This is a genomic window from Pseudomonas sp. S5F11 (assembly GCF_019641515.1).
Lineage (GTDB): Bacteria > Pseudomonadota > Gammaproteobacteria > Pseudomonadales > Pseudomonadaceae > Aquipseudomonas > Aquipseudomonas rhodesiae.
In genome coordinates this window covers 994,904-1,015,670 of the sequence record NZ_JAIFJZ010000001.1, presented here as the reverse complement: position 1 = coordinate 1,015,670, position 20,767 = coordinate 994,904, and the positions used below count along the sequence as shown (strand labels likewise).

Genomic DNA, 20,767 nt, shown 5'->3' with positions numbered 1-20,767 from the left:
ATAGGAAAGGGCCTTGTTGCCAAGGCCCCATTGGATCAGAAGCGCACGCCGCTGGCGCAGACGGTGCAACCTTGACCGATTGCCAGGCTGTTGCTGCCCTGGTTGCCGGAGCCGGATTGCAGGTTCACGCCCATGTTGCCGGAGTTGCGGTTGACCGAGTTGTCCAGACTGGCGTTGTTGGACACATACTGAGGCTTGCCGCCATAGCCATAACCGTGGCTGGTGGCCGCAGCGTTGAGGTAGCTGTTACCGAGGGAGTTTTGCTCGGTATTGGCGGCAGCTGCGATGTTTTTGCCGTCGGCAGTGACGATCGCCAGGTTGTTTTTACCCTGGTTGCCTTGGCCGGCCTGACCGTTGTAACCCACGTTGCCGGAGTTACCGTTGATGGAGTTATCCAGAGACGCGTTGTTCTGGGTGCCTTTGTTGACGTAGGTGTTCAGCACGCTGTTCTGATTCACGTCGACCAGACCGAATACAGTGGCCGCATCGCTTTTGGCGCTGGAGATAGCGGCAGAGTTGTCAGCCTGGTTAGCGCTGCCAGCTTGCGCGTTGACACCCGCGTTACCGCTGTTGCTGTTGACCGAATTATCGGCAGAGGCGTTATTTTCGGTCTTGGTGTCGTCAAACTTGTTGCCGGCGCTGTTTTGAACGTCAGTGACCACAGCGGCAATAGTGCCGGTAGGTTGAGGCGCAGGGTGCCAGCCACCTGCTTGAGCAGCAGCAGCCATGAGCGCGGCGAGAGCGAAAACCAGAGGTTTCAGAGCCATTTGAGGTTTCATGGTGTTTCTCCTTGCTTCTATTAGTTGGTTAAGTGTTGGTACGGTCTTGCGAGTACTACCAAGTCGTTACTTGATAGTGATGCCCAGGGTGTTAGCCATTCGGTTCCCCACCCCGGCACTCTGGTTCACCTGAATCACTCCTCGGCTGCCTGTGAAGGCCTGGTCGCTGGTAACGACCAGGCGGCTGCCAGTGGTGGGGGTGAGCCCTGAGTCGGTTAATTGCGTCGTGTTCTGTTGCAACAAGACGCTGTCGTCGATGCTTTGCGGGCCAGGGTTGACGCTGATCCGCACGGCGTTGACGGTTTGGTTGTTGGCCCCGGCCGCCTGGTTGACGCCCAACATGCCGTTGCCATTGATAAAAGAAGCGCCCTGAATCGCAGCCTTGGCGTTCAGAGACGGATCGACCTGACCGTCGAGCCGTTGGATATTCACGGTGGTGGCCTGGCCGCCGAGCGTGACGGCACGGTTATTGGCCTGTTGCTGCTGATTGCCCGCCGCTTGGTTGATCGAAAAGTTACCGCGGTAGTCTTTGCCGCTGTTGTTGATCACAGCGTTGTTGTCGGCCATGGCCGAGGCACTGCCCAGCAGGGCGAGCAAGAGCAAGGTACGGTTCATTATTTGCCCCCCATCATGTTGCCGAGGTTATTCAGAGGGGCCATGCCGCGTTGGATCGAGTCACTGATCTGTCCGCCCATGCTGCTGCCGCTGCCATGCCCGGCGGTGGCGCCGGTGCCGAGGGTCGACATGCTGTTCTGCGTGGCATGCACGCCGGTCAACGTGCTATCGATCTGGCTGGCGCGGGCGAAACTTGAACCGCTGCTGACACCGCTGATAGCCAGGTCACTGAGCTCGCCGGTGGCGCCAAGAACCTCTTGGGTGGGATTGGCATTGGCGGTGGTGGGGTAGGGGTCTTTACCGAAAGCGGCGCGACCGTACATGTGTGCCTGTACGTTGCGGCCCGTCACGATCACACCATCACCGGCAAAGGCTGGTGCACTGATGCCGAGGCTGAGTACACAGCTGGTCAGCAGTACCTTCATCGAGTGTTGTGTGAGTGTGTTCACGGCGGCATGTCCTTATTCTCAGCACTGACCCTAAACAGTGCTATGAGGAATAGAGCAGATGCCGTGCCGCTTTTTGAATTGTCTTGATATTCAATGGTTTGTGAATAACTAGAGGCGCGTCGACGTTGCCGGTGTCTCAGTGCTGAAACACCTGCCCTTCAAGCGCGTGCAGCCCGCTGTGCCACAAACGATTCACCCCTGTGTATCAGCGGCGTAACACCGCACATGACAAAAGCATGAACCCACGCTGTACACGGGCTTCAGGGCAGGCAGGTGTTTCAAAAATGGACACTGCGGGCGCGAACAGGCCCGCACGAATCGGCCGGGCTCAGCCTTTAGGGCTTTTACGCGGGATGGAATTGAGAACGGGGTTGCCGTCCTGGTTCTGCGTCAGATAGACCGGCAGTACCTTTGGCAGCGAGGGGATGAGGTTGTTGACCTCGGTGAGGTTGTAGATGCCGCCTATTCGAATCGCCCCGGTGCTGGCGTCGGCCAGCATCACCGGTTTGCTCAAGTAGCGGTTGATCAGCGGTAACGCGTCGACCAAGGCCAGGTTATCGAGGATCAGCTTGCCCTGGCGCCAGGCCAGTGCGCTGTCATTCGGGCTGAACGGCCTCACGCGCGGAGTGGCATCGCCCGCTTGGTAGCTGGCCTGCATGCCCGGAGTCAGGGGCACGCTACCATGCGTGGCATCGCTGGCGATCTGCACCGAGCCTTCGAGCAGCATCACGCGGACCTGATCGCCATATTTCCATACATTGAATTGGGTGCCTGTCACGCGCACCTGGCCTTCACCGGCGCGCACCACAAACGGATGGGTGCTGTCGTGGCTGACATTGAAAAACGCCTCGCCTTTCTTCAGCGTGACCCGGCGCTGATCCTTGTAGTTGCTATAGACCAGTTCGGTGCCCAGGTTCAGCTCTACCTGGCTGCCATCGCTCAAGGTCACCTGACGCAAGCCCTGGGTCGCCTCGAAACGTTCATAGGAATTGGGCAGCCACCCGGCCTGCCACCCGGTGAACGCCGCCAGCGGCAGGGCCGCCAGGCATAGCGCCGCCGCCACGGCATAACGACGTACGCGGCTGCGCGATTTGAACGCCAATACCGGTGCGGTGGGCGCGGTGCGCGGCAAGTGATCGGCGACGTCCCAGATTTCCAGCATCGCGGCGTATTCAAAGGCATGCAGGGGATGGGCGTCATGCCATTGTTGAAAAGCCTGACGTTCAGCCGGTGTGCAATCACCTGCATGCATGCGCATGCACCAGTGCGCTGCGGCATCGGTGATGGTGTCGTATTCGGCTTCTGAAACAGACTTTTCGGTCATTTACGCATCCTGATTTCCCACATTCTAACCTCCGCGGGCCGATGGGGAGAACAGCCATCATGGCGATTGCACATCAATTGGAACTTATTCTTATTTGCCAGTACCTAAAAATTTCAGGACACGCGTCCGTTATTCCCACTATGGAGTTCCGTTATGTTGAAGAAAACCTTAGTCGGCCTGTGTGCAACCTCCGCGCTGCTCAGTGCCGGTGCCGCCCTGGCCGATAAGCCGGGCGCAGGCTGGATCACTATCGAAAAGGCCATCGAAGTGGCCAAGACCAAGGCCGGCTACGTTGAAGTCTATGCCGCCGAAGCCGACGATAACGGCTACTGGGAAGTCAAAGGGCGCAAGTCTGACGGCACCGTGTATGAAGCGCGCATCGACGGCGCCTCGGGCAATATCCTGCGTGACCAGAAAGACTGACGTCTCGCGCCGGGAGCCGGTTCAGGCTCCCGCATCCAATTCCCTGCCGAGCTGGCTGATCAGGTAAGTCACCGAATCGGCGTTGGCCAAAATCGTATCGATTCGCTTGTTGGCGTCACTCATAAACACCGCCCGCGCATCGTCCAGGGTTCGCGTCCCGGTAGTACTCAACACCTTGTCCTTTTGCGGCGAAGTCCCACGACTGGCTCCAAAGTCTTCCCATTGCTGGGTGAACTCGTCCCACGTTCTGAACAGCATGGTGGCCGGGGTGAGTGTGGAGAGCGCGGTATCGCGCAAGTCGGCCAGATCCGTGTGCATTCGCCTGGCGCCACTGACGTTGAGGTTAATCAGGTCGTGGAACGGCCGCATGCTGTCGAGGTACGCCAGGTCTTCGGTCAAGGACTTGAGGTGGGTGATCTCGTGAATCAACGTGGTGGCGCGGGCATGGGCAGAGATGTTGAAGGGTGTCGTGAGGCGATTCTGATAGATGTCCAGCGGCGGATCGAAAAAGCGGTCCACCAGGTAGATTTTCTGTTCCCGGTCCTCGGGTAGCACAAAAGCGAAAGTGTTTTGCGGGCTGTAGCGATGGGTGCCGCAGACAAAGCGCTGGGAGTCCGGGCCGACCAGGGTATGGTTGATCAGCTCATCGAGCACTTCGTCGACGCGTCGCTCAATTCGTTGCACCTGCTCGCCGGTCAGCGTAACCACGCCGAACAACTCACTGAAGAACCGTCCCAGCCGGCTGCCGGGTTCGCGCAGCGGTGCAAAGTGCAGCAGGTTGCGTTTGCACGTCACCGCGTAATAGGTCGCGACGTTGAGCGCTTCGTCGATGCACTGGGCCTTCCAGCTCGACAGGGCGGCAATTTCGCGTATGCCCACCGCCTCGATATTGATAGCGTCGCGCTCCGCCGCCCAGGTTTGCATTTTGCCCGCGTAGCGGCTCAGGGTTTTGCCGTAGCGCGGATGATGGCGGTCCAGGTCCAGGGTCCATTCGCCCTGGGCGTTGGCTCGCACATAAGGGCCGTGCTGCTCGTCGCGGCTCAGGCGCCAGCGTTCCCCGGCTTTTCTCACCGAATACACCTTTCCCGCCAATGGCACGAAATGTGTGCGCGTGTCGTTGTCGGTGTACACGAAGGGTGGCGCGCTGCGCTCCAGGTCGCTCAGGGCAACCTGGTGATTTTCGAAGGCTTGCAGGGCGGTTCGCCCAGGTGCGGTCAGGTCCAGCTCGTCCAGGCTGGCGGCCACGGGGGCAGGGGCATCTAGCCAGTCGTCAAAGGGCAGCGGCTGTTCGCTGGGTGGAGTTGGCGGCAGCCACTGGTCCAGCGCTTTGCGTAAAGAGGCAAGCTCGGCCACGCCCGCGACAAAGGTTTTGAGCGAGTGCTGCCAACGGTGCTCCTGTAAGTCTTCGGCCGATGTTTTGAACAGTTGGTAGCTGCGCCACACCGTCAGCGGGTAGGTCAGTTTGCCCGCCATAAATTGCAGGCTCTTGGGAATGCCCTTGCTCAACAGGCTGGTCACCGCGTCCCAATGGGTCTTGCCTGACGCGCAAAACTGGCCGGCCAGCATCTGCAGCAGCAGCTGGGTATTGTCGTCGAACAGTCGGTTGAGCAGATTGCCGGCGATGGGCGAGTCACCCAAGCGGATGTCCGAGAGATCCGGGCGCCAGCGCTCACTCAGCAGATTGCGGTAAGTGGCTTGATGGGGCGCTTGCAACTGCCCGATCACCCATTCCTGTAGCGCCCCGGGGCTGGTGAATTCGTGCAGGAGCGCCGCCTCGCTGGGGAACTCTTTCAACAAATGTTTAGGGCTGTACGGTGCATACAGCACCAACGGCCCGGACGCGCCGGGCTTGGGGCCGATCAGGTAACAGCCCAATGCCTTGGCCTGACTGGCGCCGGCGGTGGCGATCAGCTCCAGCGGGCGGATCATCGCCGTGACCCCATGCACCGCCGCGCGGGCCACTGCGTCGGGCATGTCGAAGACTTGCCGGATAAAGCCCCAGGCCGTGGCGGACAGCCGTTCAGTGAGGGTTTGTTCATGGGCGTACTGCAACAATTGCCACGGCAGCTGCCGGCAGAATAGGCGGCGCCGCTCACGCGCGTCGTCGCTCTGCCCCTGGAGCAGGCCGCTCAACACTTGGCGGTACAGCGTTTTCAAATCCAGTTGTCGCACCAATTGCACGATGGCCGCGCCGTCGAGTGTCTCCGGCAGTGGGATGCTGGTGCGCGAGCGCGGGCGGATCGTCTCGGCGCGCAGATCGGGCAGGTGCCGCAACGCGAAGTCCGTCAGGGTCTGGGTGTGGCCTTCGAGGTCGATACGTCCGGGAATCAGCACGTGATCCGGGTTGTACACCTGGCCTGGGAACCGCGCGCCGAGCAGGGTTGAGAGGGTACTGAAGATGTGTTCGCGCATCGGCACGATGCTGTGCAGATAGTCCCGTTCGTCAGGCGCACTGACGCGATATTGCTCAAGCAGCTCGGCCTGCAGGATCTGTTCGTGAGGCCGCGCCATCCCCAGCCAGACTGGCAGCGCTTGTTGGTGGATCAGGGCGCGCGCCAGGGTGATCGACCTGGGCAGATTGGACGGGGTTTGACGCCGGATCAGGCGGTCCATGCAGTCCTGGAAGCGCGTGGCGCTGAGCCCCATCACCAGCACCTGGTCGATTTCGTCGCGGGTGAAGTCGCTGTAGCTCTGCTGACGGTTGTGCAGCAGGTGTTCGTCGATTCGCTGCAAGGGCCCCAGGCGACAGGCCTGGTGAGGGATGCGCCGCGACACCGGCAGGTTCTCCAGCAGGGGCAGACGCTGCACGGGGTTTTGCAAGCGCTGTTCGAGCCTGTCGCGCAGGGCCTGGATCGACGTAAACGCCTCATAGCCACCCCGTGGGGTCCACAGCAGGGCGGTGCCCGAGTGGATGGGGTCGATGCCACCGCGCTCGGTCAGCACAAAGGCATTGGCCAGGGGCTGAGGCTCGGTAGCGGTGCCCAGGAACAGGCTCAGGCTGAACGCATCCGGGATAAACCCATTCAGGCCATGGCGGGTCAGCCGGCTCATGCCGTCGGCATTGAGGGCGCTATCGAGTAACGCCAGGGCAGGGGGCGGCAGGCTATGGTCCAGGCGCCTCAATTCGGTTTCGCCGCGCAGCCCCTGCAACATGCCCTGGCTCAGGTGCGCCCGGTTATTCTCCAGCAGCAACTGGGGCAGGGTACGCAGGTCCCGTTGCGCGAACGTGCTGAGCACCTCTTCGATGACGGCGTTGAAACTGTCGATGGTCAGGTTGTGCAACTGGTAGGCCACGCCGGCGCTCTGTTCTGTGTAGAACCAGGTCAGGGCCGACTCGGTGAGCCGATCGGCTTGCCCGGCCAGACGCGCGATAAAGTACTCGACCATGCTCAATGACGTATGGGGCGCCCGCTCTTCACGCTCTGCAGCGGGGGTGACATAGGTGTTGAGATAGACGTGCTCGGCCTTGAGATCGAGCAGACGCTTGGCCAATTCGGTGTCCAGTGCATGGGCGACCAGGCTGCGCAAGGTCGGCTGCCGGTTACGTTCCAGCGCCATGGCCGCGTCCACCGCCTGCAAACGTTCCAGGTGCACCTTGGCCTTCTCCGATTGCACGGTAGTAGGGCGGCCATTGCCGCTGGTGATGGGGTGAAGGGTCCAGCGCCCATCGGCCTCCTGCTCCAGCAGCCGCGTGTCGAGCATGCTGCGCACGTCCAGGGCAGTGTCGAGCAGCGCGGCCAGGTCGATCACGCCGTTGCTGCGCCGATAGAGCCCCAAGGCATAGTCCAGATTGTCGGACTGCTTGGTGACAATGTCCTCGATCATTGCCTGGAACACATCGCCCGCGATGGGCTTGCCGGTCACTTGGATATGTTCCATGCCCACGAACGCACTGCGTTCATCCACCGACAGAAAGTGCAGCAGTTCGTCCTCGTGGCCCGCCGTTCTGAGCATCTGCAACAAGGCATCTTTGAGGTCGCTCAGGTTTTTGAGTACCTGCAACCCCCGCGATTGGGTGTAGAGGTAGGCCTGGCTGTCGCTGATCATCAGCGTGCTGGCCAGCTCCACATAGTGTTGGAACGGGGCATGCACACGGACCTTTTCTATTCTCAGATGGCTGGCATAGGCGCTACGCGCCGCCTGGTCGGGAAGGAACAGCGCACGCAGGTCCAGGCTTTCCTGGCTGGACAGGACCAGGCCCTGCTGCTTGAACAGCAGATCGGCGCGAAACTTGTCGCTCATGACCCGGGCAAAAAAACGCAGGCGCGACTGACCGCGGTTGAAATCTTCATTCCAGTAGGTTTGCAGCAGGCTGTTCAACAGCTTCGAGAGGATGCCGCTGGTCTGTTCGACCACACTGTCCCAGCGCTGGTGGTCTTGGGCCCTCTGTTGCGCGGTGTGTGCGCTGTCGTCATGGCCCACATTGAAATACGTGTGAGTCTGGTTCGCCGGCCAGGCTTGCTTGACGTAAAAATGCAGCAGCGCATCGCGCAATGACTCGGAGGCCACCCAGCGACTCTCCTCCACAGGCGTGGGCTGGGTAAAAAAATTCACCCGCGTGTCGCGCTGGTCCAGCCCCGGAAAGTACGAGCGGGCCATGATGCCCAGCAGAGTGTCGAGCATGCCGCGCAGGTCGGGGAGCTTGCGCAGTTCCTCCAGCATCGTGGTGACGTTGTGTTGCTGGCCGGCCAGGATGGTTTGTTCCTGGTCTTGCATCACCGCGCCTGGAATCACCGCGCCCGTTGTCTTCAGCGGTTCTGTGCTGGGCAAGCCGTCGCGTTCGACAATCGCCAGAAATTGCAGGAGTTCGGCGCGCCGGCTTGGCTGCGTCAGGCGTTCATCCACCTCATGGAGCAGCGCGGCGCGGCTGTCGAACAGTTCCAGGCCGCCGTAGGGGGTAAACAGCACGGCTTTGTGGTCATCGGGTGTCGGACTCATCATGAACACACCCGCCAGGGGCACGGGGGCGTGGTCGGGCCGGTTGACCGACAAGCGTTCGACGTGCATCGGGTAACGCTGCACGCTGGGGTCGATACGCGCGGTGTGGGTGGCGTAGTACAGCGTGTGCAGCCAATCGAGGTCCCTGACCGAGAACCCGAGCGCGCGCTCGCGGGGCGTGGGGGTCTTGCGTTTGACGTTTTGCAGGAACTCATCGAAGAAATACGGGGGCGTGAGGTTCGCCATGGTGCGCTCTCCAGCAAGGCGGCGGGATAAGGCTTCACGGTAGGCGGCGCGGTGGCGCGGATGGCGGTAGATAACTGGGGGCGCCCGTTGACAGCAGGCACATGGGGCGTTGTTTAATCGGAGGGCTGGATTCTTGTTGTCTCTTCCAATTATAAAATCGGAGCTACAGATGTCTGCCCAGTCCCCGATCTTCGACAGTCCCCATACCCTTATCGGCTTCACCGAACTGGTGGCGTTGCTGCACAGGGTGTTCGTCCAGCACGGCACGTCGCCGGAAGTGGCCGCGATCCTTGCGCACAATTGCGCCAGTGCCGAACGCGACGGCGCCCATAGCCACGGCATCTTCCGTATCCCCGGTTACCTCAGCACCCTGGCCAGCGGCTGGGTCGACGGCAAGGCCATTCCGGTGGTCACGGACGTGGCGTCCGGGTTTGTGCGGGTGGATGCCGGCAATGGGTTCGCCCAGCCGGCACTGGCGGCGGCCCGGCCACTGCTGGTGAGCAAGGCGCGCAGTGCCGGCATCGCCTTGCTGGCGATTCACAATTCCCATCACTTCGCGGCGCTGTGGCCGGACGTTGAGCCGTTCGCCGAAGAGGGGTTGGTGGCGCTGAGCGTGGTCAACAGCATGACCTGCGTGGTGCCCCACGGCGCCGATCGCCCGTTGTTCGGCACCAACCCTATTGCGTTCGCGGCGCCGCGCGCCGACGGCCCGCCGATTGTCTTCGACCTGGCCACCAGCGCCATCGCCCATGGCGACGTGCAGATCGCTGCGCGCAAGGGCGAACGTTTGCCGCCTGGCATGGGGGTGGACAGCCTCGGTCAGCCCACCACCGATCCCAAGGCCGTGCTGGAGGGCGGTGCGCTGTTGCCGTTCGGCGGGCACAAGGGCTCGGCCCTGTCGATGATGGTCGAGCTGCTGGCGGCTGCCCTGACCGGCGGGCACTTTTCCTTCGAATTCAACTGGGCCGATCACCCTGGCGCGCGTACGCCGTGGACCGGGCAACTGTTGATTGTTATCGACCCGAGCAAAACCGCCGGGCAAAGCTTTGCCGAGCGCAGCCAGGAACTGGTGCGGCAGATGCATGCCGTAGGGTTGCGGCGGTTACCGGGGGATAGGCGCCATCGCACACGGGCGAAGTCGCTGGGGCAGGGGGTTGAAGTGGAACTTCAGGCGTTGAATCAGTTGCGTGACTGGGCCAACTGACATTGAAACGCCGCTGCGTGGCAGCGGCGCGACGGGCGACGTTTAGTTGCGACGACCCAGCAACAGGCCAACCACCAGGCCAAAGCCGGCCGAGATAGCGACGGTCTGCCACGGGTGGCCACCAATATAGGTTTCGGTCGCGTCGACCATCGGTTGGGTGCGCTCACGTACGTTGGTCACGGAGTCCATGGCTTGTTTGAGCTTCAGGGCGACCTGCTCACGCAGGGTCTCTCCTTCTTCGCCCACCAGGTTGGCGCTGCTCTTGAGCAACTTGTCGGACTCTTCGATCAGCGCGGCGAGCTCACTGAAAGCTTGGTCCTTGATTTGGTCGGCGGCGGTTTGCGCGGCGGTTTTGCGGGCCATGGGGTGACTCCTTGCAAGTGAATGTAACAGTGAACAATGGAGTACCCGGCGCCCTTAAAAGTTGCTTTTTTTTTGCTGGGGCGCAGTGCCGGGCAAAATCCGAATCAGGAAATTTCGACCTACAGTGTAAGATGCCACCTATTTGTGCAGCAGGTAATTCAACATGAGCTTCAATCTCGCCAACAAGACCCTCGCCGAACGCGCCGAGCTGGAAGATGAAAAGTCGCGCCTCTACGACCTGTGGCAAACCAATCTGGGCAAGGCCAAGGGCGAAGCCGCGCGGTTGTTCGGCGAGCGCGCCAAGCGCAAGGGCAAATGGGCCGAGTGGGTCCGTGCGGAACTGGACGGCATGTCGCCGCCGGAGTTTTCCAACATGGTGCGCAGCGAAGTCAACAAACTGATGGCAGCAGCTAAGTAAAGCTCGCCACAATCGCTTCGCGGACTTTCAGCAACATCGGATCGAGCTGAGCCTGGGTGCGCCATCCCAGTTCCACCGGGTAGCGCGGCAGCGCCAACGGGCAGGCCAGTACGCGCAGGCCGGTCATCTCGGCGATGGCCTGCGCCGCATGCCCGGGGATGGTGGCAACGGCCTGACTGCCCTTGAGCAAAAACGGCAGCGCGGCGAAGTGGCTGGTGGAGGCGCACACATGGCGGCTCAGCCCCTGTGCTGCCAGCCCCTCGTCGGTGATCCCGATAAACCCGCCGGACGACACCAGCACATGGGCGCGGCGCACAAACTCGTCCAGGTCGATGCCTTGCTGTCCGGGCGCCAGGCTGTCCGGGTCCACCAGGCAGCGGTAATCCCCTTCGCCCAACACCTGTCGGCTTAACCGGCCCTGGGCAAAACCGCCGGCGGTGATCGCCAGGTCCAGTGTGCGGTCGAGCAGCGCGCCGGCGACAATCTGGCTATGGGTCTGGCGAAAGATCACGCGCAATTGCGGCAGGCGTTGTGCGATTTGCGTCATCAACCGACGGCCGTAGGCGATTTCAAAGTCATCGGATAAACCCACCACCACCGAACGCCCCAGGTACTGCTGATTGACCGGGTCGACCATGGCGAGGCTCTGGCGGCAACGGTCCAGCGCTTCACTGATCACCGGTTTGAGTTGGTTGGCCCGCAACGTCGGCGCCAGGCCGCGGCCGGTGCGCACGAACAACGGGTCGCCGTACACCTGGCGCAAGCGCCGCAGCCCAGCGCTGATGGCCGATTGGGTCACGCCCAGGCGCAAGGCGGCGCGGCTGGCGCTGGACTCGTCATGGAGTGCTTCGAAGGTTTTGAGCAGGTTCAGATCGACCTGGGCGATATTCATTTGGCTCATATCATTCAGTACTGAAGTGGGCTTTATTCATGATCCGGGGTGGCGGGAGAATGGGCAACCCCCAGCCAATCATCGGAGTGAACGTTATGCCTATTTCTACCGTCGCGGCCTTGCAAATCGGCTCCCTACCGGGCGGCAAGGCCGACACCCTGGAACAGATCCTCGGTTATGAAGACCAGATCCGCCGCAGCGGCGCGCAATTGGTGGTGATGCCCGAGGCGCTCCTCGGTGGCTACCCCAAAGGCGAAGGGTTCGGCACGCAACTGGGTTATCGCCTGCCCGAAGGGCGTGAAGCCTTTGCCCGTTATTTTGCCAATGCCATCGATGTACCTGGCGCGGAAACCGACGCCCTGGCCGGGTTGTCGGCGCGCACGGGCGCCAGCCTGGTGCTGGGCGTGATCGAGCGCAGCGGCAATACCTTGTACTGCACGGTGCTGTATTTCGAACCCGCCGGCGGCCTGGTGGCCAAGCACCGCAAACTGATGCCTACCGGCACCGAGCGGCTGATCTGGGGCAAGGGCGATGGCTCCACCTTGCCGGTGATCGATGCCGCGGTGGGCCGTATCGGCGGCGCGGTGTGCTGGGAAAACATGATGCCGCTGCTGCGCACCGCGATGTACGCCAAGGGCGTGGAAGTCTGGTGCGCGCCCACCGTGGACGAGCGCGAGATGTGGCAGGTGAGCATGCGCCATGTAGCCCATGAAGGCCGCTGCTTCGTGGTCAGCGCCTGCCAGGTGCAGGCGTCGCCCGAAGCCCTCGGCGTGGAGATTGCCAACTGGCCTTCGGACCGCCCGTTGATCGCAGGCGGCAGCGTGATTGTCGGCCCCATGGGCGACATCCTGGCCGGGCCGCTGGTGGGCGAAGCGGGGCTGCTGACGGCGCAGATCGATACCGACGACCTGGTGCGCGCGCGGTATGACTACGACGTAGTGGGGCATTACGCACGGCCGGATGTGTTCGAGCTGGTGGTGGATGAACGCGCCAAACCCGGCGTGCGCTATATCACGGACTGAAGCAGTGGCGGGAAGGCTGGGGGGCTCGTCCCGATGGCGCAGAGCCAGCCAGTCGATATGTTGACTGCGCCACTGCCATCGGGAGCAAGCCCCCTCTCACAGGGGGGGCTGTGTGCGTCCAAACTTGCCCATGGGCCAACATGTGGGAGGGGGCTTGCCCCCGATGGCGGGGTATCGGTCGGTTGCGCAGGCTTTACCACGTCGCGCCGTTAGGCATGTCCAACGTACCCCGGTCAACGAAGCGCATGGTGCCGAACAGCCCCCCGGCCAGTTTGCCCCGCAGCACATAGGGCAGGTTGTTCAAACTCTGGGTCTGGCTCAGGCCCAGGGTTTGACGCAACACCGAAAATGCCGAGACGCTGACCGGCACCGTCAGAACGGTCTCGGAGAAGCGTGGGATGCTGCCGGCCTGGTCGCTCACACCTGAGGCCAACGGTCGGCCGTTGACTTCCAGATCGAGAGCCACACCGTTGTAGTCAATCGCCGTTTCGTTGGGGTTCTGCACCCGCAGTTTGACGGCGAAGCGCACTTCCAGGTCCTGGCTTTGCAGCGGTTCGATGCCCACCACGTTGATGTTCACCGGGTCGCGGTTCGGAAACAGCGCGCAGGCGCTCAGGGTCAGTAGCAGCAGCGATAGCACCATGAGCTTGCGCATGTGAGGTCTCCTAGTTCGTGACGTCCGGGTCTTGCATCACCTTGAGGGTAGAGGACTCCGGATCGAATTCATCTTCTTCCAGCTCTATGAACTCTTCGGGCAGGAAAATGTTCAGCAGGATGGCACAGAACGCTCCTACGGTGATCGGCGACTCGAAGATGTTATGCAGCGCCTTGGGCAACTCGCGCAGCACTTCCGGCACGGCGGCGACGCCCAGGCCCATGCCCAGGGAAATCGCCACGATCAGTACGTTGCGCCGGTGCAGGCCGGCTTCGGCGAGGATCTTGATACCGGCCACCGCCACAGTGCCGAACATGATCAGAGTGGCGCCGCCCAGCACCGGTTTGGGCATCAGTTGCAGCACCGCGCCGATCATGGGGAACAGCCCCAGCAGCACCAGCAGGCCGGCGATGAAGTACGCCACATAGCGGCTGGCCACGCCGGTCAGTTGGATCACCCCATTGTTCTGGGCAAAGGTCACCATCGGCAGGCTGTTGAACGTGGCGGCCATCGCCGAGTTGAGGCCGTCGGCCAGCAGGCCGGACTTGATGCGTTTGATATACAGCGGGCCCTTTACCGGCTGCTGGGAAATCATCGAGTTGGCGGTCAGGTCGCCGGCGGCTTCCAACGGCGAAATCAGGAAGATCACCGCCACTGGAATAAACGCCACCCAGTCGAACGAAAACCCGTACTTGAACGGCACCGGTACGCTGATCAACGGCACCTGGGGCAGCGCCGCCATATCGACGCGGCCCAGCCACCAGGCCACCACAAAGCCCAGGGTCAGGCCGATCACGATCGAACCCAGGCGCAGGAACGGGTTATTGAAGCGGTTGAGCACCACGATGGTCAGCAACACCAGGGCCGCCAGGCCCATATTGCCGGCCGCGCCGAGGTCGCTGGCGCCGAAGCCGCCGGCCATGTCGGTGACGGCCACCTTGATCAAGGACAGGCCCATCAAGGTGATGATGGTGCCGGTCACCACCGGGGTGATGAGTTTGCGCAGTTTGCCGATGAACTGGCTGAGCACCACTTCGATAAACGCTGCAAAGAAGCAGATGCCGAAGATCGTCGAGAGAATTTCATCGGTGCCGCCGCCGCGGGCCTTGACCATAAAACCGGCGCTGAGAATCACGCTGATAAACGAAAAACTGGTGCCTTGCAGGCACAGCAAGCCCGAGCCGATGGGGCCGAACGTACGCGCCTGGACAAAGGTGCCCAGGCCCGAGACGAACAGCGCCATGCTCACCAAGTACGGCACTTCGCTTTCCAGGCCGAGTACGCCGCCGACGATCAGGGTCGGGGTGATGATGCCGACAAAACTGGCCAGCACATGCTGCAGCGCAGCGAAGATCGCCGCGCTGAAGTGCGGACGGTCTTCCAGGCCGTAGATCAGGTCGGATTTATAGCGGGGGCGGGGGGCTTGAGCGTCAGACAAAATATGGGCTCGGGTCGGAAAAGGGAGGCGCAGGATGCCAGAAAGCGCCGATGCTCAGAAGTGTAAAAAAATATTTATAAGCGCCCTGCATAAAATCCCAATCCTTGCCGATACTGCTTACAGGCCCACCTATTAAAAACAACAGTGGCGTCCAAGGTCAGGCAGCGCGTTGCCGCTGATTGATCGTTTCGCGGCAGGGATTGCGCGCAGGCACTCACTTCGGGAACACGTCTATGTCGCTTCGTCATTTGAATATCGCCCCTCGCGCTTCGCTGGGTTTCGCCTTTATCGCGTTGTTAGTGGTGCTGTTGGGTGGGTTCGCGGCCAACCGTATGACCTTGATTCGTCAAGCATCGGTGGACATGAACACCAATCAACTGCCCAGTGTGACGTTCCTGGGGCAGGTGACCGAGAACGTGTTGCGCATGCGCATTCTGTCGTTTCGCGTATTGGTCAACCGCGAACCTGCGGCGCTCAAGGAAGCCGAAACCCGCATTGGAGTGTTGGTCGACAAGGCCAAAACGGCCCAGGCCGCCTACGCGGCTTTGCCTGCAGGGCCGGATGAAGCGGCGCTGTTCAAGACGTTCTCCAGCACGCTGGACACCTATCTGAAAGCCCAGGCCGATATGCTCAGCCTGTCCCGGGACGGCAAGGTCGAAGAAATGCGCACCCTGATCAACACCCGGATCAAGGACGGCACCGACCAGATGGGCGAGCAACTGAACAAACTGATTGCGATGAACGGCGCGGCGGCCAAGCAAGCCAATGATGTAGCGGGCCAGAGCTATAACAGCGCCATCACCGGCATCGTGGTGGTGTCGGTCGCCGCCGCGTTGTTGACGGTGCTGCTGGCCTGGCTGCTGACCCGCAGCATCGTCACGCCGCTGCGCAAAGCCGTGCAGGTAGCCGAGACCATCGCCGGCGGCAACCTCAGCAGCGTGATTGAGGACGACGGCAGGGACGAGCCGGCACGCCTGCTCGGCGCGTTGTCCACCATGCAGACCAACCTGCGCCAGACCATCCGCCATATCGCCGGTTCGGCCACTCAACTGGCCTCGGCGGCTGAAGAGTTGAGCGCGGTCACCGAAGAAGCCTCTCGCGGCCTGCAGCAACAGAACGACGAAATCGACCAGGCCGCCACGGCGGTCAATGAGATGACCGCCGCGGTGGAAGAAGTGGCGCGCAACGCGGTTTCTACTTCCGAAGCCTCGCGCCAGTCCAACCAGGCTGCGCGCGAAGGCCGCGATCGCGTGGTGCAAACCGTCGACGCGATCCAGACCATGACCCACGACGTGCAAAGCACCGCTGTGATGATCGAAGGTCTGGCCACCCAGGGGCGTGACATCGGTAAGGTGCTCGACGTGATCCGCGCGATTGCCGAGCAGACCAACCTGCTGGCCCTTAACGCCGCGATCGAAGCGGCCCGCGCCGGTGAGGCCGGGCGCGGTTTTGCGGTGGTGGCTGACGAAGTTCGGGCCTTGGCCCATCGCACCGCGCAGTCGACCCAGGAGATCGAGAAAATGGTCGCCGGCATCCAGAATGGCACCGGCGAGGCCGTGCAATCGATGCAGCAGAGCAATCAACGCACCCAGGACACCCTGGAAATGGCCCGCGCCGCCGGTGTTGCGCTGGAGCAGATCACCCAGTCCATCAGCCTGATCAACGAGCGCAATCTGGTAATCGCCAGCGCCTCGGAAGAACAGGCCCAGGTGTCCCGCGAAGTGGACCGCAACCTGGTCAATATCCGCGACCTGGCGTCGCAGTCCACCTCCGGCGCCAACCAGACCAGCGCCGCCAGCCATGAACTGTCGCGCCTGGCCGTGGACTTGAACGCGATGGTGGCCAAGTTCGTGATCTGACGCCGCTCTGTGGGAGGTGGCAAGCCCCCTCTCACAGGTGATCTGTGTTTGCCTTCGGTGTGGCTATTGCTTCCAGGCGGTCGGGTTGACCAGGTTTTTCGGCTTCTCGCCCGCCAGAGCGGCCAACAGATTATCCACCGCACAGGTTGCCATGGCCTCGCGCGTTTCGTGGGTCGCCGAGCCGATGTGGGGCGTGGCTACTACGTTGTTCAGCCGCAGCAGCGGCGAGCTGTGATCCAGCGGTTCCTTCTCGAACACATCCAGCCCCGCCGCGCGGATCGTGCGTTGCTGCAACGCCTCGATCAGCGCCGCTTCGTCCACCACTTTGCCGCGGGAAATATTGATAAAGATCGTGTCCGGGCCCATCAACGCGAACTGCTCGGCGCCGATCAGCTTTTCGGTCTCGGCGGTCAGCGGCAGGGTCAGGCAGACAAAATCGGCCTGTTGCAGCAAGTCTTCAAGGCTGCGGTACTGCGCGCCGAAGCGCTCCTCGACCCGTGGCTTGGGCGAGTGGCTGTGGTAGAGCACCGGCATGCCGAAGCCGAAATGCCCGCGCTGGGCCAGGGCTTCGCCGATGCGGCCCATGCCGATGATGCCCAGGGTCTTGCCGTGCACATCGCTGCCGAAATGCGCCGGGCCAATGTTCTTATGCCATTGCCCGGCGCGGACCATATCGGCCAGTTCCACCACGCGGCGGGCACTGGCCAGAATCAGTGCGAAGCCGGTGTCGGCGGTGGTTTCGGTGAGTACGTCCGGGGTGTTGCTGAGCAGGATGCCGCGTCGGGTGAGGTAGTCGATGTCGTAGTTGTCGACCCCCACCGAAACGCTGGCCACCGCTTCCAGTTGCGGCGCCAGGTCCAGCAACTGCGCGTCCAGGCGCAGGCTGGCACCGAGCAGGCCATTGGCGTTCGGCAGGGCGTCGCGCAGCTTGGCCAGGCCGGTGTCATCCAGAGCTTCGATCAGTGTGACGTCCACCTGCTCGTGCAGGCGCGCCATCAGCGGCGCGGAGAGTTTTTTGTACAGCACCACAGACTTTTTCATTGGGCTTTTACCTTCAATTCAAGGGGTGGCAATGGCGCGCGTTGACGGTCGCTGGCGCCGGGCTTGAGGAAAATCGTCAGCACCACCGACAGCATCAGCGCGCCGCTCATCAACAGGTACGAGGCGCCGGGCGAGCCAGTGCTGCTGTTGAGGTAACCCACCAGGTACGAGCCGCCGAACGAGCCGAGGGCGCCCATGCTGTTGATCAGCGCCATGGCGCCGCCGGCGACGTTGGCCGGCAGGATTTCCGGCACGATGGCGAAAAACGGGCCGTAAGGCGCATACATGCACGCCCCGGCAATCACCAGCAGGGTGTAGGACCACCAGAAATGTTCGGCACCGAGCACGTAGGAGGCATAGAACGCAATGGAGGCGATCAGCAGCGGTGGCCACACAAAGCGTTTACGTTTTTGCAGCTTGTCCGAGCCCCAGCTCACCAGCAGCATGCCGATCACCGCCGCCAGGTAAGGCAATGCCGACAGCCAGCCGGCCTCGACCATATCCATCTGCAAACCTTTTTTGAGGATCGACGGCAGCCACAGCACAAACCCGTACACCCCGATGCTCCAGCAAAAGAACTGCAAGGCCAGGATGATCACCTTGGGCGAGCGGAAGGCTTCGGCGTAGTTCTTCACTGCCTTGATGCCGACCTGTTCGGCGGCCAGGGCAGTTTCCAGTTTCTGCTTTTGCCCGTCGCTCAGCCAGGTGGCGTCCTTGGGACGTTCATCGGCCAGCTTCCACCAGATAAACGCCCACAGCACCGCCGGCAGGCCCTCGATGATAAACATCCAGCGCCAGCTGAAATGTTGAACCAGGTAGCCCGACACCACCGACATCCACAACATGGTCACCGGGTTGCCGAGGATCAGAAAGGTATTGGCCCGCGAGCGTTCGGCGCGGGTGAACCAGTGGCACAGGTACACCAGCATTGCCGGCATCACCGCCGCTTCCACCACGCCGAGCAGAAAGCGGATGGCGATCAGCATATAGGCGTTGGACACCACGCCGGTGAGGGTGGCAAGGCCGCCCCACAGGATCAGGCTGACAAAAATCAGTTTCTTGACGCTGCGCTTTTGCGCATAGATCGCCCCCGGCACCTGGAAGAAAAAGTAGCCGAGGAAGAACAGCGCTCCCAGCAGTGACGACATGCCGGGGGTGATCATCAGGTCTTCGGCCATCCCGGAGGCGGCGGCGAAGCCGTAGTTGGCGCGGTCCAGGTACGCCAGGCTGTAGGTGATAAACACGATAGGCATGATGTACCACCAGCGGCGGGTGGCGAGTTTCACGGTTTCCATGGGCTTGCTCCTGAGCTTGTTGTAGTTGTGGCAACAGGTCGTTGGGGGTCAGGCGACGGATCGACCGAGCAGTTCGGCGCGGGTGGGCAGGCCTTCCATGTCGCCGCGACTTTGCACGGCGCGGCTGCCGACCCAATTGCCGCGACGCACGGCTTCGGGGAAGCTGAGCTTTTCCAGCAGGGCACTGATCATGCCCACGGCAAAACCGTCGCCGGCACCCACGGTGTCGACGACTTTTTCCACCGGCACGGCGGCGATAAAGCCCTGGTCCAGCTGGGTGCGGTAGTAGGCACCGTCCGCACCGAGCTTGATCGCCACGGCTTCGGCACCCTGGTCGAGGTAGAACGCGGCAATGTCGGCCGGGTCATCGAAACCGGTGAGCAGACGACCTTCGCCCAGGCCCGGCAAAACCCAGTCGGCCAGGCCGGCGAGGGCGTTGATCTCGGCAATCATCTGCGCCTGGCTGGCCCACAGCGACGGGCGCAGGTTGGGATCGAACGACACGCTGTGCCCGGCTTGGCGCATTTGCGTCATTAGCGCGCGGGACAGCTCGCCGGTGGCTGCGGATAACGCTGGCGGGATCCCGGTGGCATGCAGATGGCGGGCCTGTAGCAGCGCGGGGCTGATGTCGGCGACGGACAGATGGCTGGCGGCGGAGCCCTTGCGGAAATATTCCACCTGGGGATCGGCACCGGCTTCTTCGCGGGATTTGAATTGAAACCCGGTGGGGTGCAGCGGGTCGACGGCCACGTGCCGGCAGTCCAAGCCTTCGCGGCTGAGGGTCTCCACCACAAAGCGGCCCAGGGAATCATCGCCCACCCGGCTCAGCCAGGCCACGTTGAAGCCCAGCCGCGACAGGCCGATGGCGACGTTGCTGTCGGCCCCGGCGATGCGTTTATGAAACTGGCTGACCTGGGCCAGGTCGCCGGTCTGTTCGGCGACGAACATCGCCATGGTTTCCCCAAACGACAACACATCGATCTCAGACATGGGCGTTCTCCGCGAGAGGTTGGCCAAGCACGGCGAGGCTGGCGACCTGGCGTGCGGTGACATCGAGCAGGTCGTCGCCGTGCAGCGGAAATTCCACTGCCCGTGTAATGCCTTGAGTCATGTGGGAGAGCAGTTGTTCCCACTGATGCAAATCGGTGGCGCCAGGCGGCAGCGCCACCAGCTTGCCGTCCGCGCGACGGCTCACGGCCTTGCAGTGCAGGTAGTCCACATGCCGGCCCAGCAGGCGCGCGGCGGTGAGGGCGGACTGGTCCTGCCATTGCCAGTTGCCGATATCGAAGGTCATTTTGATTGGCAGACCCAAGCGTTCGACTTCGCTGAAAAAGCGTTGCATGGGTTCGATACGGCCGCCGTGCAAGGTCTGGTCGTTTTCCACCAGCAAGCGCACCGGATGACGCCGCAGCAGTGCGTGCAGGCTTTCCAGGTCGTTAGTGTCGGTGAAGTAGCCCAAGGAGACTTTCAGCCAGCGCGCGCCGAAGGCCTGGGCGCGATCCAGCGTCGCGCTCAGTTCAGCATTCGGCTGGGCGCGACCGGCGACCCACAGTTCCAGCGGTGATGAAAACACCGCTTCCAGGCCCTGTGCCGCGACGGTCTGGGCCAGCTCGGCGGGTTGCTCGACGGTCAGCAGTTCTTCACGCCACTCGATGCGCTGGGCACCGGCCTGGGCCAGTAATTGGACGAAACTCAACTGGCCTTGCTGGCGCACCAGCTCAGCGCCGTAGCTGGAGAGGCTGATGGAAACGGGGTATGTGTGCATTGTTTTTGTCCCTCTGAAACCGGTTTCATTTTTGTTCAAAA

Annotated in this window: 18 protein-coding genes; 5 read left to right on the top strand and 13 right to left on the bottom strand. The window is 62.2% G+C overall.

Going from position 1 to position 20,767, the window contains the following annotated elements; genetic code table 11:
• Positions 1–35: 35 nt before the first annotated feature.
• The 4 genes from K1567_RS04435 to K1567_RS04420 all read right to left on the bottom strand — a co-directional run bounded on the left by K1567_RS04435 (position 36) and on the right by K1567_RS04420 (position 3,167).
• The gene (locus tag K1567_RS04435; protein WP_220698177.1) at positions 36–779 is read right to left on the bottom strand and encodes a hypothetical protein; all 744 of its coding nucleotides are present in this window, start codon (positions 777–779) and stop codon (positions 36–38) included.
• Positions 780–845: 66 nt separating this feature from the next.
• Positions 846–1,394 carry an adhesin gene (locus tag K1567_RS04430; RefSeq protein ID WP_220698176.1) on the bottom strand — a complete coding sequence of 183 codons (549 nt, stop codon included), beginning with the start codon at positions 1,392–1,394 and terminating at the stop codon, positions 846–848.
• On the bottom strand, positions 1,394–1,843 hold the full coding sequence (locus tag K1567_RS04425; protein WP_034097078.1) for a hypothetical protein: 450 nt from the start codon (positions 1,841–1,843) through the stop codon (positions 1,394–1,396). The genes K1567_RS04430 and K1567_RS04425 overlap by 1 nt, the downstream gene beginning before the upstream one ends.
• A 328-nt stretch (positions 1,844–2,171) precedes the next feature.
• Positions 2,172–3,167, bottom strand: coding sequence for a FecR family protein (locus K1567_RS04420; RefSeq protein ID WP_169868130.1), 996 nt, complete (start codon positions 3,165–3,167; stop codon positions 2,172–2,174).
• 153 nt (positions 3,168–3,320) lie between these two features.
• Between K1567_RS04420 and K1567_RS04415 the strand changes: the two genes are divergently transcribed.
• Complete coding sequence (locus K1567_RS04415) at positions 3,321–3,590, top strand: PepSY domain-containing protein (protein WP_220698175.1); 270 nt, start codon at positions 3,321–3,323, stop codon at positions 3,588–3,590.
• A 21-nt stretch (positions 3,591–3,611) separates the two neighbouring features.
• Here the strand turns inward: K1567_RS04415 and K1567_RS04410 are convergent, their stop codons facing one another.
• Complete coding sequence (locus K1567_RS04410) at positions 3,612–8,774, bottom strand: dermonecrotic toxin domain-containing protein (protein WP_169868131.1); 5,163 nt, start codon at positions 8,772–8,774, stop codon at positions 3,612–3,614.
• Between the two features lie 169 nt (positions 8,775–8,943).
• Between K1567_RS04410 and K1567_RS04405 the strand changes: the two genes are divergently transcribed.
• Complete coding sequence (locus K1567_RS04405) at positions 8,944–9,978, top strand: Ldh family oxidoreductase (RefSeq protein WP_169868133.1); 1,035 nt, start codon at positions 8,944–8,946, stop codon at positions 9,976–9,978.
• 42 nt (positions 9,979–10,020) lie between these two features.
• On the opposite strand, the gene K1567_RS04400 is transcribed toward K1567_RS04405, so the two are convergent.
• Positions 10,021–10,341 (bottom strand): YqjD family protein, encoded by a 321-nt coding sequence (locus K1567_RS04400; RefSeq protein WP_034097086.1) that lies wholly within the window; start codon positions 10,339–10,341, stop codon positions 10,021–10,023.
• 163 nt (positions 10,342–10,504) lie between these two features.
• Here K1567_RS04400 and K1567_RS04395 point away from each other — a divergent pair, with 163 nt between their 5' ends.
• Positions 10,505–10,759 carry a hypothetical protein gene (locus tag K1567_RS04395; RefSeq protein WP_003190904.1) on the top strand — a complete coding sequence of 85 codons (255 nt, stop codon included), beginning with the start codon at positions 10,505–10,507 and terminating at the stop codon, positions 10,757–10,759.
• Here the strand turns inward: K1567_RS04395 and K1567_RS04390 are convergent.
• Entirely contained in the window at positions 10,752–11,660 is a 909-nt protein-coding gene (locus K1567_RS04390) for a LysR family transcriptional regulator (protein ID WP_169868134.1), read from the bottom strand. The two genes, K1567_RS04395 and K1567_RS04390, sit on opposite strands and share 8 nt — an antisense overlap.
• 86 nt (positions 11,661–11,746) lie before the next feature.
• Between K1567_RS04390 and K1567_RS04385 the strand changes: the two genes are divergently transcribed.
• Positions 11,747–12,673, top strand: a complete 927-nt coding sequence (locus K1567_RS04385) for a carbon-nitrogen hydrolase family protein (protein ID WP_034097090.1) — start codon at positions 11,747–11,749, stop codon at positions 12,671–12,673.
• A gap of 193 nt (positions 12,674–12,866) precedes the next feature.
• Here the strand turns inward: K1567_RS04385 and K1567_RS04380 are convergent, their stop codons facing one another.
• Positions 12,867–13,328, bottom strand: coding sequence for an LEA type 2 family protein (locus K1567_RS04380; RefSeq protein ID WP_034137945.1), 462 nt, complete (start codon positions 13,326–13,328; stop codon positions 12,867–12,869).
• A 10-nt stretch (positions 13,329–13,338) separates the two neighbouring features.
• Positions 13,339–14,766 carry a nucleobase:cation symporter-2 family protein gene (locus K1567_RS04375; protein WP_034097093.1) on the bottom strand — a complete coding sequence of 476 codons (1,428 nt, stop codon included), beginning with the start codon at positions 14,764–14,766 and terminating at the stop codon, positions 13,339–13,341.
• A 233-nt stretch (positions 14,767–14,999) separates the two neighbouring features.
• On the opposite strand from K1567_RS04375, the gene K1567_RS04370 reads away from it, so the two are divergent.
• Positions 15,000–16,625 (top strand): methyl-accepting chemotaxis protein, encoded by a 1,626-nt coding sequence (locus K1567_RS04370; RefSeq protein WP_034113216.1) that lies wholly within the window; start codon positions 15,000–15,002, stop codon positions 16,623–16,625.
• Between the two features lie 63 nt (positions 16,626–16,688).
• Here the strand turns inward: K1567_RS04370 and K1567_RS04365 are convergent, their stop codons facing one another.
• From K1567_RS04365 to K1567_RS04350, 4 genes are read right to left on the bottom strand one after another with little or no spacing between them, the layout of a single operon-like run.
• Entirely contained in the window at positions 16,689–17,666 is a 978-nt protein-coding gene (locus K1567_RS04365) for a D-glycerate dehydrogenase (RefSeq protein WP_047881932.1), read from the bottom strand.
• A complete protein-coding gene (locus K1567_RS04360; RefSeq protein ID WP_220698174.1) occupies positions 17,663–18,961 on the bottom strand; it encodes an MFS transporter in 1,299 nt (432 codons plus the stop codon). Before K1567_RS04360 ends, K1567_RS04365 begins: the two co-directional genes overlap by 4 nt.
• Positions 18,962–19,009: 48 nt before the next feature.
• The gene (locus K1567_RS04355; RefSeq protein ID WP_034113219.1) at positions 19,010–19,951 is read right to left on the bottom strand and encodes a sugar kinase; all 942 of its coding nucleotides are present in this window, start codon (positions 19,949–19,951) and stop codon (positions 19,010–19,012) included.
• Positions 19,944–20,726 (bottom strand): sugar phosphate isomerase/epimerase, encoded by a 783-nt coding sequence (locus K1567_RS04350; protein WP_220698173.1) that lies wholly within the window; start codon positions 20,724–20,726, stop codon positions 19,944–19,946. Before K1567_RS04350 ends, K1567_RS04355 begins: the two co-directional genes overlap by 8 nt.
• Positions 20,727–20,767: the final 41 nt, after the last annotated feature.

Excerpts from the sequence above, each read along its gene's own strand:
- K1567_RS04395 (WP_003190904.1), top strand. The coding sequence starts at position 10,505 with ATGAGCTTCAATCTCGCCAACAAGACCCTCGCCGAACGCGCCGAGCTG.
- K1567_RS04435 (WP_220698177.1), bottom strand. The coding sequence starts at position 779 with ATGAAACCTCAAATGGCTCTGAAACCTCTGGTTTTCGCTCTCGCCGCG.
- K1567_RS04405 (WP_169868133.1), top strand. The coding sequence starts at position 8,944 with ATGTCTGCCCAGTCCCCGATCTTCGACAGTCCCCATACCCTTATCGGC.
- K1567_RS04390 (WP_169868134.1), bottom strand. The coding sequence starts at position 11,660 with ATGAGCCAAATGAATATCGCCCAGGTCGATCTGAACCTGCTCAAAACC.
- K1567_RS04365 (WP_047881932.1), bottom strand. The coding sequence starts at position 17,666 with ATGAAAAAGTCTGTGGTGCTGTACAAAAAACTCTCCGCGCCGCTGATG.
- K1567_RS04360 (WP_220698174.1), bottom strand. The coding sequence starts at position 18,961 with ATGGAAACCGTGAAACTCGCCACCCGCCGCTGGTGGTACATCATGCCT.
- K1567_RS04410 (WP_169868131.1), bottom strand. The coding sequence starts at position 8,774 with ATGGCGAACCTCACGCCCCCGTATTTCTTCGATGAGTTCCTGCAAAAC.
- K1567_RS04415 (WP_220698175.1), top strand. The coding sequence starts at position 3,321 with ATGTTGAAGAAAACCTTAGTCGGCCTGTGTGCAACCTCCGCGCTGCTC.
- K1567_RS04370 (WP_034113216.1), top strand. The coding sequence starts at position 15,000 with ATGTCGCTTCGTCATTTGAATATCGCCCCTCGCGCTTCGCTGGGTTTC.
- K1567_RS04420 (WP_169868130.1), bottom strand. The coding sequence starts at position 3,167 with ATGACCGAAAAGTCTGTTTCAGAAGCCGAATACGACACCATCACCGAT.
- K1567_RS04355 (WP_034113219.1), bottom strand. The coding sequence starts at position 19,951 with ATGTCTGAGATCGATGTGTTGTCGTTTGGGGAAACCATGGCGATGTTC.
- K1567_RS04380 (WP_034137945.1), bottom strand. The coding sequence starts at position 13,328 with ATGCGCAAGCTCATGGTGCTATCGCTGCTGCTACTGACCCTGAGCGCC.
- K1567_RS04400 (WP_034097086.1), bottom strand. The coding sequence starts at position 10,341 with ATGGCCCGCAAAACCGCCGCGCAAACCGCCGCCGACCAAATCAAGGAC.
- K1567_RS04350 (WP_220698173.1), bottom strand. The coding sequence starts at position 20,726 with ATGCACACATACCCCGTTTCCATCAGCCTCTCCAGCTACGGCGCTGAG.
- K1567_RS04430 (WP_220698176.1), bottom strand. The coding sequence starts at position 1,394 with ATGAACCGTACCTTGCTCTTGCTCGCCCTGCTGGGCAGTGCCTCGGCC.
- K1567_RS04385 (WP_034097090.1), top strand. The coding sequence starts at position 11,747 with ATGCCTATTTCTACCGTCGCGGCCTTGCAAATCGGCTCCCTACCGGGC.